The organism is Bartonella sp. CR84HXZ, from assembly GCF_042194535.1.
GTDB lineage: Bacteria > Pseudomonadota > Alphaproteobacteria > Rhizobiales > Rhizobiaceae > Bartonella > Bartonella grahamii.
The window spans coordinates 55,739-69,335 of sequence record NZ_JBHIMY010000005.1; the positions used below are offsets into that span (position 1 = coordinate 55,739).

Here is a 13,597-nt window from a genome sequence, read left to right on the forward strand (position 1 = left end):
CATGATGCTGTTTTTTTCTTCGTTTAGTGATTGGCTTCCAGGTGTGAATGTATTTCGTTATATTACTTTTCGCACGATAGCGGCTATGCTTACTTCGGGGCTCATCGTCTTTTTGTTTGGACCTAGCATCATTGCTTCTCTTAAATTGCGGCAGGGTAAGGGGCAACCGATTCGTGCGGATGGTCCTCAAACACATTTTAAAAAGGCTGGAACACCTACAATGGGTGGATTGATGATTTTAACCGGCATTGTGGTATCGGCATTTTTGTGGTGTAATTTATCGAATATTTATTTTTGGGTATCGCTATTGGTTATGCTTTCTTTTGGGGCAATTGGATTTTATGACGATTATCTTAAGGTCACAAAACAAACAGACAAAGGATTTTCTGGGAAAGCACGGTTAAGTTTGGAGTTTTGTGTTGCCGCAATTGCTGCTTTTGTCATCCTACAAATTGGCTCATCTGGATTCGCTTTGCCTTTTTTGAAAGATTATCTTATCAATTTGGGCTGGTTTTTTATTCCTTTTTCTGCTTTTGTTATTGTCGCGACGGGTAATGCGGTTAATTTGACGGATGGACTTGATGGCCTTGCTATTGTTCCTGTGATGGTTGCAGCCTTATCTTTTGCTCTGATTGCTTATCTTTCTGGTAATATGAATTTTGCTGATTATCTCCAAATCCATTATGTATCGGGAGCAGGTGAATTGGCTGTTTTACTGGGAGCTGTTGTTGGGGCAGGGCTTGGTTTTTTATGGTTTAATGCACCACCTGCAGCTATTTTTATGGGAGATACTGGTTCGTTGGCTCTTGGAGGATTATTGGGGACTGTTGCAGTCGCTACGAAGCACGAAATTGTTTTGGCTCTTATTGGTGGGCTTTTTGTTGTGGAAGCTTTTTCGGTCGTTATTCAGGTTGGTTATTTCAAATTAACAAGAAAACGAGTGTTTCTTATGGCACCGATACATCATCATTTTGAGAAAAAAGGCTGGACTGAAAGCCAAGTCGTGATACGCTTTTGGATTATTTCAATTGTTCTTGCTCTTATTGGTCTTTCAACACTTAAATTGCGGTGAGATTTTGATTTCTGTTGCGTGTTATAAAGGACAAAAAGTTGCTTTATTTGGATTAGGAAAGTCTGGACTAGCAACGGCACAAGCATTGATGCGTGGCGGTGCAGAAGTGGTGGCGTGGGATGATAGTCCTTCAAGCGTGCAGATGGCTTTCCGGCACAATATTCCAACGCGAGATCTCCGTTATGAAGATTGGTCAGAATTTGTTGCATTGATTGTAGCTCCTGGAGTTCCTTTAAATTATCCTCAACCCCATTGGGTTGTTGAAAAAGCACGAAAAAAAAATATAGAAATTATCGGTGATATTGAATTATTTGTTCGTGCGCGCCAGCATTTTTTACAGCATTATGGTTTTTGTGACCAAGATGTTCCTTTCATTGCGATTACGGGGACGAATGGAAAGTCAACCACAACGGCTTTACTTGCGCATTTGTTGGAAAAAATGGGTTATGATGTGCAGGTGGGGGGGAATATCGGAAAGGCAATATTGACGCTTAAGCCATTTGTTAAAAAACGTATCTATGTGATTGAATGTTCATCATTTCAAATTGATCTTACTCCCTCTCTTCAGCCGACCATTGGACTTTTATTGAATTTAACACCTGATCATATTGATCGACATGGGAGTTTTGCCTGTTATGTGCAAACCAAAAGGCATCTGATTGCTCAGGCTTCACAGGCTTTTATTTCAGTTGATGATGCAGCTTGTAGGGTTTTATATCAACAGTTGCTTCATGAAGGGAAGAAAATTGGGGCAATTTCCAAGGATCATTTTGTTGAAAATGGTTTTTATGCAGATGGGACTAAGCTCTTTGCTGTTTATCAAGGACAGCGTCATATGCTTGCAGATCTGACGTCTATGACTGCTTTGCGCGGACGTCATAATGCGCAAAATGCCCTTATGGCATTAGCAACGTTGCAGGCTTTAAAAATAACCGATCCTTCTATGAACAAGCATTTAGCAAGTTATAAAGGGCTGGATCATCGTATGCAGCAGGTGCGTAAAATGGGGGCGGTTTTGTTTATCAATGACAGCAAGGCGACTAATGCAGATGCAACAGCTCCTGCGCTTTCCACCTTTAATGATATTTTTTGGATTGTTGGGGGACAGGCAAAAAAGGGAGGAATAGAGTCTCTTAGAAAATTTTTTCCTAAAATTCGTAAAGCCTATTTGATTGGGAGCGCGGCGGAAGAATTTGCTCGCACTATTGGATCTGCTTTTCCCTTTTCTATGAGCTTAACTTTGAAAAATGCGGTGCGTGAAGCAGCTGTTGATGCAATGGGTTGTAAGGAAAAAGAGGTGACGGTTCTTTTGTCACCTGCTTGTGCAAGTTATGACCAATTTAAAAATTATGAAATGCGAGGCGAAGAATTTGTCTCTTTTGTGATGCAGTTACAATAAAAAAATCATCAGTTATAAAAAAATATTTTGCGTTAAGACTCCAGAATCTTTTTTTGTGTAATTTAGTTTTTAAAGTGTTTGTTAAATAGGCTGGGGAACCATATCACTTTAAGATAATTTATAAAATGGATAAGGTGGATACCATGGTTACGCGTGCAGATAGAGATCCAATTGCTAATTGGTGGTGGACGATTGATCGCTCTATCTTTGCAGCTTGTTTAATTTTAATGGGAATTGGCATTATGCTGTCTTTTGCTGCCAGCCCTATTATTGCAAAAAAAATCGGAATTGCTGATAGTTTTTATTTTGTTCGGTGGCATATCATTTTTAGCATTTCAGCATTTTTTACGATGGTTACCATTTCCTTTTTTTCGCTTTCTAATATTCGTCGTTTATGTGCTCTTTTGCTCATTGTAACGCTTGCTCTTATGGTTGCAACCTTATTTTGGGGTCCAGAATTAAAGGGAGCACGGAGGTGGATTCTACTATTTGGTTTTTCTGTACAGGCTTCAGAGTTTATGAAGCCAGCTTTTGTGGTTATGTCTGCTTGGCTTTTTTCAGAACAGATACGCAGGAGGGGAATTCTGGGTTATACGTTAGCGATTCTACTTTATGCCATTTGTTGTGTGCTTCTGGTTTTGCAGCCTGATATTGGACAAACAGTTTTAATAAGTGCAACATGGGGGGGGCTGTTTTTTATTGCTGGTGTACCTCTTACCATTATTTTTCTCTTTCTCATTTTAGGCGTTGTAGGAATTATTTTAGCTTATCTTTTTCTGCATCATGTACGCGAGCGTATCAATGGTTTTTTGACAGGTGAAGGGGATACGTTTCAAGTGGATGTAGGACGTGAGGCTATTTTGAATGGTGGTTGGTTTGGGCAAGGTCCTGGGGAGGGAACAGTAAAACGTATCATTCCTGATAGCCATACAGATTTTGTATTTTCCGTTGCTGCTGAAGAGTATGGTATTATTCTTTGTTTATTAATTATGATGCTTTTTGGCTTTATCGTTATGCGTTCATTGTATATAGCCATGAATACACGTGATTCCTTTATACGTCTTGGTATTACTGGCATAGCAATGATGATTGGCTTTCAATCAGCTATTAATATGGCCGTTAATCTTCACTTAATTCCTCCAAAAGGCATGACATTGCCTTTTATTTCTTATGGTGGTTCTTCGATGGTGGCGATTGCGTTTTCAATGGGCATTTTGCTCAGTTTAACACGTCGTTGGCCAGAAGCACGCCTTTCAGCTTTTTCTTCCTCTTCTGTCTTGGATACTCCTTATGAATGATAAAAAAGTTATTGTTTTGGTGGCTGGTGGTACAGGTGGACATCTTTTTCCTGCTGAAGCCCTTTCTGTTGAATTAAGGCAGCGTGGATATGATGTTCATTTAATAACAGATGAAAGAGCACGACCTTTTGTTCGCTGCTTTGATGAAGAGCATATTCATATCGTTTCATCGGCAACATTTACACGACGCCATCCTTTTGCTCTGATAAAGACGTTTTGGTCTTTGCTAAGGGGTATGGGGCAATCGTTGGCGTTGTTTTATAAATTACGTCCTGTTCTTGTTGGAGGATTTGGAGGGTATCCGAGCTTTCCTCCTCTTTTTATTGCGGCCTTAACGAGGCGTGTAACATTTATTCATGAACAAAATGCTGTTATGGGGCGTGCCAATCGGGTGTTGGCAATTTTTGTGCGTGCAATCGCTGGTGGTTTGTTGTCGCCAAATGGCGCTTATGCTCATAAAATACTTTTGACGGGGAATCCTGTTCGTGAGGCTGTGTTGGAGGCGGCCAAAATTCCTTATCATCCCTCAACTGGTGAAGAGCCATTTCATTTTTTGATTTTTGGAGGTAGCCAAGGGGCTTCTGCTTTTTCACATATTGTTCCAGAAGCTATTGCTTTATTCGATGATAAGAACCGTAAACGTTTACGAATTGTGCAGCAAGTTCGAGGTGAAGCAGAAGGGTTGATCAAAATCTATCGTGATATGGGTGTACAAGCAGAGGTAGCTCCTTTTTTTGATGATATGGCTGAACGTATGGCACATGCCCATTTTATTTTGTCGCGCGCTGGGGCTTCATCTGTTTGTGAGATAGCGGTGATTGGTAGACCTGCTTTGCTTGTTCCCTATCCCTATGCTTTAGATCATGATCAGGCTGCCAATGCAGCTCTGCTTGCTCGTGTAGGTGGTGCGCAAATTGTATCAGAAAAAGATTTAAATGCACAAAAGCTTTCTTCTCTTTTAATGCACGCTTGTTGTGCGCCCCATTTATTAGAAAAACAAGCGCTTGCTGCAAAAAAAGTTGGGAAACCTCATGCAACCAGTTGCCTTGCTGATATGGCTGAATCCTTAATTGCAGGGCGATTGTTGTCAGATATAAAAGAGGAGCTTTTTAATGAAAATGCCACTTGATATAGGCGTTATCCATTTTATCGGAATTGGGGGGATCGGTATGAGTGGAATTGCGGAGGTTTTTTATAATCTTGGCTATAAAGTTCAAGGGTCAGATCAAGTTGAGAGTGCAAATGTTGAACGTTTGCGGAGAAAAGGAATTAACGTTCATATAGGTCATTGTGCTGAAAATTTAGGGAATGCAGAGGTTGTTGTTTTTTCTACTGCCGTTAAAAAAACAAATCCTGAGTATATTGCTGCAAAGGAAAGACATTTACCGCTTGTCAGACGTGCAGAAATGCTAGCGGAGCTGATGCGGTTTCGGCGTGCAATTGCGGTGGGTGGTACACATGGTAAAACAACGACCACATCAATGGTCGCAGCTCTCCTTGATGCTGGTCATTTTGATCCAGTGGTGATTAATGGCGGTATTATTAATGCTTATGGTACGAATTCTCGTACAGGAGATGGCGATTGGATGATTGTTGAAGCTGATGAAAGTGATGGTACATTTTTAAAGCTGCCTGCTGATATTGCTGTTATTACTAATATTGACGCTGAGCATTTAGATCATTATGGAAGTTTTGATGCTGTGCGTGAGGCTTTTCGGCAATTCGTAGAAAATGTTCCTTTTTATGGTTTTGCTGTTTTGTGCCTTGATCATCCAGAGGTTCAGTCATTGGCGGGCCGTATTGATGATCGTTGGGTGATCACTTATGGTGCAAATCCACAAGCGGATGTTCGTTTTCTTAATCTTTCGATGGATGGTCAAAAAACGCATTTTGATGTTCTTGTTCGCTCACGCAAAACAGGAAGAAAAATTGAGTTGAAAAATTTGCTTTTGCCCATGGCAGGACAGCATAATGTTGCTAATGCAACGGCGGCGATTGCTATTGCGCATGAACTAGGCATTTCAAATGAAGCTATAAAAAGGGGCTTAGCAGAATTTGGCGGAGTAAAACGGCGTTTTACGCGAACAGGAAGTTGGCGGGGTATTGAAATATTTGATGATTATGGACATCATCCTGTTGAAATAAAGGCTGTTTTGCGTGCAGCACGTGAGAGTGCAAAAGGGCGTGTTATTGCGATTGCACAACCCCATCGGTATTCACGTTTGTATCATTTATTTGATGATTTTTCTGCTTGTTTTAATGATGCAGATACAGTGTTGATTACGCCCGTTTATGCGGCTGGTGAAGAGCCTATTGTAGGATTTGGTTCTCAAGAATTGGTAGAGCATATTAAAATGGCGGGTCATCGTGATGTGCGCTTGATACATAGTCTGGAAGATGTTGTGTCTTTTGTCTCAAAATTTGCTCAGGCAGAGGATTATGTTGTTTTTCTTGGTGCTGGCAATATCACACAATGGGCTTGTGCGTTGCCTCATCAATTAGCGGTATTGGATGGTCATGGTAAATTTTCAGCACATTGATGGTGAGGCGCTATTGGCGCAATTGCAACCGCTGTTGGGTGGCGTGAGAGGCAAACTTACACCTAATGTTGAAATGCGTAAGGTAACGTGGTTTCGCACGGGTGGGTTGGCAGAGCTTTTTTATCAGCCTGTTGATGAACAAGATTTGGCTTTCTTTCTTCAAAATTTGCCTGAATTTGTTCCTGTAACAATTGTCGGTATCGGTTCTAATCTTCTGGTGCGTGATGGGGGCGTTCCTGGTGTTGTGATTCGTCTTTCGCCAAAAAACTTTGGGCAAGTGCAGCAAGTTTCTCCAAAAGGCTTTTTAGTTGGTGCTGGTACGGCGGATAAACATTTAGCTGTTGCCGCTTTAAAGGCAGGAATTGCAGGTTTTCATTTTTATCATGGTATTCCTGGTGCTCTTGGAGGAGCTCTCAAAATGAACGCGGGTGCGAATGGTATTGAAACCGCAGCGCGTGTTGTTGAGGTCTATGCGCTGGATCGTAAAGGGCAACGTCATATCTTGAGTTTGAAAGATATGCATTATTCCTATCGCCATTGTGATATTCCTAAAGATTTTATTTTTACAGCTGCTTTATTGGAAGGAAAACTTGGTAATAAAGATGATATTCGTGCTGCTATGGATGAAGTTTCCCTCCACAGAGAAACAGTACAACCCATTCGTGAAAAGACAGGAGGATCAACGTTCAAAAATCCTGAGAATGGATCTGCGTGGCGCGTGATTGATGAAGCAGGGTGTCGTGGTTTACGGATTGGTGGCGCTCAAATGAGTGAAATGCACTGTAACTTTATGATTAATACAGGGCAAGCAACAGGATATGATCTTGAAGCATTGGGAGAAACAGTGCGTGCGCGTGTTTTTGCAAATTCAGCCCACCTTTTACAGTGGGAAATAGAGCGTATCGGTCAATTTGAGCGTGGTCGAAGTGTTTCTCCTTTTGATCCATTTCATTGATTTATTGTTCACTAAAAAAGTGCAAATAAAAAATTGAGTCATTTCAAAGAGATAATAAAAAATTTCTATTAAGAATCAATAAATTAACAAAGAATCTCTTGCATCAGGCTTTTGAGTCTGATTCATTATGCAAAATGCTAGGTTATTGATTCGCAAGGATAAACCTTGTTTTTTCTGTATGTGGTGCTGATGTATTTTATATAGACTACATATAGTATGCGAAAGAGGGTGATTTATTATGAGAGATAAACATATAGCTGTGTTAATGGGAGGTTTTTCTTCTGAACGGTCTGTAAGTTTATCTTCAGGGGCGGCTTGTGCTGATGTTCTAGAGCTGCAGGGGTATCGCGTGAGCCGCGTGGATGTTGACGCTCATATTGCTTCTGTTCTTGAACAGTTGCAGCCTGATATTGCCTTCAATGCATTGCATGGTCCATTTGGTGAAGATGGCCGGATCCAGGGGATTCTTGAATATTTAAAAATTCCTTACACCCATTCTGGTGTGATGGCATCCGCTTTGGCAATGGATAAGGGACGTGCAAAAATTATCGTTGCAAATGTTGGGGTTTGTGTTGCTCCTTCTCGTATCATGAGCCGCTTTGCTTTGGGACAAACGCATCCCATGGAGCCTCCTTATGTAATTAAACCTGTGTGTGAAGGATCAAGTTTTGGTGTTGTCATTGTCCAGGAAAATGAAGCAGCACCGCCGCATAATATTGGGGGAGCTGAGTGGGGGTATGCCGATGAGGTGATGATTGAAAAATATATTCCTGGTCGTGAATTGACTTGTGCTGTTTTGGGGAATGAAGTGCTGGATGTGTGTGAAATTCTTCCCAATAAACACTTTCCATTCTACGATTATGACTCGAAATATAAAACGGGTGGTTCTCTTCACATTTGTCCTGCACAACTTTCACTAAATATTTACCAAAGTGTGCAAAGAATGTCTTTAGCAGCCCATCAGGCGATAGGGTGTCGAGGTGTTAGCCGTTCTGATTTTCGTTTTGATGAGAAAACGGGAGAATTGGTTTGGCTTGAAATTAATACGCAACCCGGTATGACATCGACGTCTCTTCTTCCTGATATTGCAAAAGCGAGCGGCCGTACTTACGGCGATATTGTTCAATGGATGGTGGAGGACGCATCATGTATGCGTTGAATGTTAATAAAACAAATGTTCCGATGGAGGTGCTTTCAGTGCCGGCTTTGCCACGTCTTTATCGTCGTTTCCTCCGGTTTATGTTTGAGTTTGTTTTTGTCAATATTCATATTCCACGCCATTTCGGTTCTTTTGCGGTGGTATGGTTTTTCTTTGTTACGGCTTTTTATGGACTTTCATCAAGTGGTCAGATGGCTGTGATCGTAAACACGATCATATTAGATAGTAGTTTTGTGGTCACTCATGTCGATATAAGCGGCAATAAGCGCTTGACAAAGCAGGATATTTTTAAAATTTTAAAACTTGATGTTGCACCTTCTATATTCACTTTTGATGTTGAAAGAGCACGTTCTCTTTTGGAAAAACAGGCTTGGGTGCAATCGGCTAATGTTCAGAAAATTTATCCTAATAGAATGCGCATTTCCATCGTGGAGCGTGAACCCTATGCTATTTGGCAACATGATAGCATAGTGGATATTGTTGATAATACAGGTCGTGTCATTGTGCCCTTTAAAGGGGAAATTGTTCGGGATTTACCTCTTGTGGTTGGGCAGGGTGCGCAAAATGCTGCTAAAGTGTTTATTCAAGCGCTGTCGGTCTATCCGGAAGTATATGATCGTATTCGTGCTTTCGTGCGGGTAGGTGATCGACGTTGGGATCTTGTTTTGGATAATGGAATGCGCGTTATGTTGCCTGAAAATGGTGCCCTTGAAAAGCTTTCTTCTCTTGTTTCGTCCGGTATAATGCAAGATCTTTTATCTCGCGATATTCGCAGTGTTGATTTACGTCTTGCTGATAGAATTACTGTTTCTTTATCAGATGAAACGTTGGAGCGTTATCATGCTACTGTGGAAGAAGAAGAACGTATTTTAAAGACACGAAAGGCAGGAAACCCATGATGTTGCTTAGATCACATCATCTGGGAGGGCGTAAAACACGTTTTTTAACGGTTCTTGATGTCGGTTCAAGTAAGATTGTTTGTCTTATTGCTTGTTTGCGTCCTTTAAAGCATGCGCACTATTTACATGGTCGTACACATTCTACGGAAATTCTAGGCTTTGGAGTGCAGCGTTCACGCGGTATTAAATCCGGTGTTGTCATGGATATGTTTGCAGCAGAACAATCAATAAGATTGGCTGTTGATGCGGCAGAAAAAATGGCTGGTTTGGTGGTGGATTCAGTGATTGTGAATTTTTCCTCAAGTCGATTACAAAGTACTTTGATTAATGGAAAAGTTCATTTGAATGGTCGTGAAGTCACCAAGCGTGATATGCGTATGGCCTTTTCAGATGTTTCGCGTAAAGCTTTTGATGCTGAACGTCATGTTATGCACTCAGTTCCAGTTTCTTATGTATTGGATGGAGATAAAGGAATTTCTGATCCTGTCGGAATGGCAGGGGAAACATTTGGTGTTGACGTGCATGTGGTAACAGCTGAAACAGCTTCTTTGCGTAATTTAGAAACTTGTGTTAATCGTGCACATTTGAGTGTTGAAGCAATGGTTGCTACTCCCTTTGCAAGTGGTCTTTCTGTCTTGATGAATGATGAGGCGCATTTAGGGGCTGCATGTATTGATTTTGGTGGTGGAACAACAACATTTTCAGTGTTTTTTGAGGGAAAATTTATTCATGCGGATGCTCTTGCTGTTGGGGGTCATCATGTCACTCTTGATGTTGCGCGCGGATTTTCTATGTCTCTAACAGAGGCGGAACGTTTAAAAGTTGTTTATGGTTCAGCACTTTTAACAAGTACCGATGAGCGGCAAATGATTAATGTAGCAGAAATTGGGAGTGAACAGCGTGAAACTCAATATCCTCGCGCGGTTCTTGGGCGTATCATTCGTGCGCGTGTTGAAGAAATTTTAGAAATGGTCCGTGATTGTTTAAATCGTTCTGGTTTTGGTCACATCATTGGTAAACGTGTTATTTTGACTGGGGGAGCAAGCCAGTTAACAGGATTGCCAGAAATGGCACGTACTATATTAGGAAGAAATGTTCGTATCGGGCGGCCTTTAGGTATTTCGAGGCTTCCTTCTCTTGCAAAAGGGGCGGCGTTTACATCTGCTGTTGGGTTGTTAATTTATCCGCAATTGGTGGGTTTTGAAGAAAAAACAATGCAGGCGGCAGGAAATCATTTATCGATGGGCACGCGTGGGTATTTTCAGCGTGTTGGTCAGTGGTTGCGTGAGAGTTTTTAGTTAAGTCTAGTTGGATAAATTTCATCGCTTTGGCTTGCGGTGTCTTATGAGAAGGAAAAGAAAATGACGATTAATCTGCATCGGCCAGATATCGCGGAATTGAAGCCACGCATTACCGTTTTTGGTGTTGGAGGTGGTGGCGGGAATGCCGTGAATAATATGATAAATGCTGGTCTTCAGGGAGTTGACTTTGTTGTTGCAAATACGGATGCACAGGCTTTGGCTATGTCAAAGGCTGAACGTGTTATCCAACTTGGGGCAGCTGTGACAGAAGGTTTGGGTGCTGGTGCTTTACCGGAAGTTGGACAAGCGGCGGCAGAGGAATGTATTGATGAAATTATCGATCATCTTGCAGACTCTCATATGGTTTTCATTACTGCTGGTATGGGGGGAGGAACTGGAACAGGGGCTGCTCCCGTTGTTGCTCGCGCAGCGCGTGAAAAAGGTATTTTGACTGTTGGTGTTGTGACAAAGCCGTTTCAGTTTGAAGGCGCACGTCGTATGAAAACGGCAGAGGCTGGTATTGAAGAATTACAAAAGTCTGTCGATACATTGATTGTTATTCCCAATCAAAATCTTTTCCGTATTGCAAATGATAAGACAACGTTTGCTGATGCTTTTGCTATGGCTGATCAAGTGCTTTATTCTGGTGTTGCTTCCATTACGGATTTGATGATTAAAGAGGGTTTGATTAACCTTGATTTTGCTGATGTTCGCTCTGTTATGCACGAAATGGGTCGAGCCATGATGGGAACGGGTGAGGCATCTGGTGATGGACGTGCTTTGGCTGCGGCTGAAGCTGCTATTGCAAACCCATTGTTGGATGATACCTCTATGCGTGGGGCGCGTGGTTTACTGATTTCTATTACGGGTGGTCGTGATATGACTCTTTTTGAGGTTGATGAAGCTGCTAATCGTATTCGTGAAGAAGTGGATGCTGATGCGAATGTGATCTTTGGCGCTATTGATGATGAGTCATTGGAAGGCGTTATTCGTGTTTCTGTGGTTGCCACCGGTATTGATCGTGAAGTTAGTGATGTGGTTCAGTCCTCTCATCCTCAGCTTCAAAGGCCTGTTTCTTCAATGCGCAAGAGCGATCCTGGAACGCCACACAGTTCTTTTCATGTTCAGTCATCGCCATTGCGTTCTGAGTCAATGGTAGAAGTGATCGAATCACTTGAAATAGAGAAGGGTAAATCAACCGGAGAACAGTTCCGTCCCAAAAGTCAAATTTTTGCACATCCTACAGAAGCAATGACGACACGAAGTGCGACGAATGCTGTTACGTATGGTTCAAATGCTGTTCAGGAACAGAGATCAAATGTGCCCCGTATGCAAGTAAGTCGTGGTTCTCAACAGGCTATGACTGCTCCCGTGAATATGGAGGCAACAGCGCATGTTCTTGATGAGATGACAGGGGTTGTGAAGCAAAAAGAAAAGCCAGTGCAACCAAAACAAATGCAACAAATGCAAGCGCGCGCTCCAATGCGTATGCCTGAGTTAAAGGATTTTCCTCCTGTTGCTCATGGACAAAGTCAAAGGACATCTGTGACTGATCAAGGTCCTCGTAATCTTTGGCAGCGTTTGAAACAGAGCTTGACGCATCGTGAAGAAGCAGAGCCAGAAGCGAGGCTGGAGCCTGCTGTTAGATCGTCTCAGCAGCAAGAGTCTCATGTTTACAATAAAAATTCTCAGGCGCTTTCTCAAGATGCTTCTGTTTATGTTCCACGTCGTTCTGGTGAGCTGCACCCTCAGGTACCACAAGATCAGCGTACTTTTATAAGTGAAGAAGATCAGTTGGAAATACCAGCATTTTTACGTCGTCAAGCAAATTAATTGATGAAAAATGAGGCAAAGTAAGCAATTTTATTACCTCTTTTATGATCAGTCAAAAATTATACAGTAAAATATATTGCTGTTTTTTGGATAAAATACTTTTTTTAAAAAAACCGCTTATACTAAGCGGTTTTTTTATTATTTACTATGAATATTTTTTATGATTTTATAAATTTTGTTAAAAGATGTAAAAGCAATTCAATAAAATAATATGATGAACTTGGTGCCAAAATATCAGTCTACTCTTAAAAAAGCAGTAACATTTAAGGGGATTGGCGTTCACAGTGGCTGTTTGTCAGTGGTGAAGGTTTGTCCAGCGGATGTTGGGTGTGGTATTATTTTTAAGCGTTGTGGATTAGACGGAACAGAGAAAATATTTCAAGCCCATGCATCGCAAACAGGAGCAACTGAATTATCAACGGTACTTGGAGATGGAGATGTAAGGGTTGAAACAATTGAACATTTGATGGCAGCAATTGCTGCTTATAATTTGGATAATCTTGTTATTGAAATGTCACATAATGAGATTCCTATTTTGGATGGTTCAGCGTGGCTATATTGCCAAGCTTTTGAAGATGTTGGCATTGTACAGCAAAATGCGTTACGTTCTTATTTCATTATAAAAAAGCCGTTGCGGGTTGAAGGGGCTCATGGTGTTGCAGAGCTTTTGCCATTCGATGGACGTCGTTTTGATATAACGATCTCTTTTCCTTCTTCTGCTATTGGTAAGCAACATTTCAGTTTTGATCTTACCACACGAGGGTTTAGAGATGATTTGTCACGTGCGCGCACTTTTGGTTTTCTCAAAGACGTGGAAAAATTAAGGCTTTCTGGAAAGGCGAGAGGCGCTTCTTTGGAAAATTCTCTTGTTATCGACCTTAATGATAAAATTTTAAATCCCGATGGTCCTTATTGGGAGAATGAATGTGTTCGGCACAAGATGCTTGATGCGATTGGTGATACTGCTTTGCTTGGGGCGCCTTTTATTGGATTATTTCGTTCTTATTGTAGTGGACATAGAATTAATGCGCAATTGGTGAAGGCTGTTTTGGCAGACGAATCACATTACGAAAAAAGCTTTTTAGAGAAAGAGTAAAAAAATTGACAAGATTTTTTTATCGTTTATTTGATTTTTAAGGGG

11 protein-coding genes are annotated in these 13,597 nt (G+C 41.4%); all 11 read left to right on the forward strand.

What is annotated here, in order from left to right:
- The first annotated feature begins 1 nt into the window (after position 1).
- Positions 2-1,072: a phospho-N-acetylmuramoyl-pentapeptide-transferase gene (gene mraY, locus ACFIKD_RS03575; RefSeq protein ID WP_015856644.1), complete on the forward strand. Its 1,071-nt coding sequence runs from the start codon at positions 2-4 to the stop codon at positions 1,070-1,072.
- 4 nt (positions 1,073-1,076) lie between these two features.
- Positions 1,077-2,471, forward strand: coding sequence for a UDP-N-acetylmuramoyl-L-alanine--D-glutamate ligase (gene murD / locus ACFIKD_RS03580; protein ID WP_375647235.1), 1,395 nt, complete (start codon positions 1,077-1,079; stop codon positions 2,469-2,471).
- Positions 2,472-2,614: 143 nt separating this feature from the next.
- Positions 2,615-3,769, forward strand: coding sequence for an FtsW/RodA/SpoVE family cell cycle protein (locus ACFIKD_RS03585; protein ID WP_015856642.1), 1,155 nt, complete (start codon positions 2,615-2,617; stop codon positions 3,767-3,769).
- Positions 3,762-4,898: an undecaprenyldiphospho-muramoylpentapeptide beta-N-acetylglucosaminyltransferase gene (gene murG / locus ACFIKD_RS03590; RefSeq protein ID WP_375647236.1), complete on the forward strand. Its 1,137-nt coding sequence runs from the start codon at positions 3,762-3,764 to the stop codon at positions 4,896-4,898. The genes ACFIKD_RS03585 and murG overlap by 8 nt, the downstream gene beginning before the upstream one ends.
- On the forward strand, positions 4,882-6,309 hold the full coding sequence (gene murC / locus ACFIKD_RS03595; protein WP_015856640.1) for a UDP-N-acetylmuramate--L-alanine ligase: 1,428 nt from the start codon (positions 4,882-4,884) through the stop codon (positions 6,307-6,309). Before murG ends, murC begins: the two co-directional genes overlap by 17 nt.
- A complete protein-coding gene (gene murB / locus ACFIKD_RS03600) occupies positions 6,287-7,264 on the forward strand; it encodes a UDP-N-acetylmuramate dehydrogenase (RefSeq protein ID WP_375647238.1) in 978 nt (325 codons plus the stop codon). The genes murC and murB overlap by 23 nt, the downstream gene beginning before the upstream one ends.
- Before the next feature lie 238 nt (positions 7,265-7,502).
- The gene (locus tag ACFIKD_RS03605; protein ID WP_375644782.1) at positions 7,503-8,423 is read left to right on the forward strand and encodes a D-alanine--D-alanine ligase; all 921 of its coding nucleotides are present in this window, start codon (positions 7,503-7,505) and stop codon (positions 8,421-8,423) included.
- Positions 8,411-9,322 (forward strand): cell division protein FtsQ/DivIB, encoded by a 912-nt coding sequence (locus ACFIKD_RS03610; RefSeq protein ID WP_375644781.1) that lies wholly within the window; start codon positions 8,411-8,413, stop codon positions 9,320-9,322. The genes ACFIKD_RS03605 and ACFIKD_RS03610 overlap by 13 nt, the downstream gene beginning before the upstream one ends.
- Positions 9,319-10,620 carry a cell division protein FtsA gene (gene ftsA / locus ACFIKD_RS03615; RefSeq protein WP_375647239.1) on the forward strand — a complete coding sequence of 434 codons (1,302 nt, stop codon included), beginning with the start codon at positions 9,319-9,321 and terminating at the stop codon, positions 10,618-10,620. The genes ACFIKD_RS03610 and ftsA overlap by 4 nt, the downstream gene beginning before the upstream one ends.
- 63 nt (positions 10,621-10,683) lie before the next feature.
- On the forward strand, positions 10,684-12,456 hold the full coding sequence (ftsZ, locus tag ACFIKD_RS03620; protein WP_375647240.1) for a cell division protein FtsZ: 1,773 nt from the start codon (positions 10,684-10,686) through the stop codon (positions 12,454-12,456).
- Between the two features lie 211 nt (positions 12,457-12,667).
- Positions 12,668-13,552, forward strand: coding sequence for a UDP-3-O-acyl-N-acetylglucosamine deacetylase (gene lpxC, locus ACFIKD_RS03625; protein ID WP_375647241.1), 885 nt, complete (start codon positions 12,668-12,670; stop codon positions 13,550-13,552).
- The last annotated feature ends 45 nt before the right edge of the window (positions 13,553-13,597 follow it).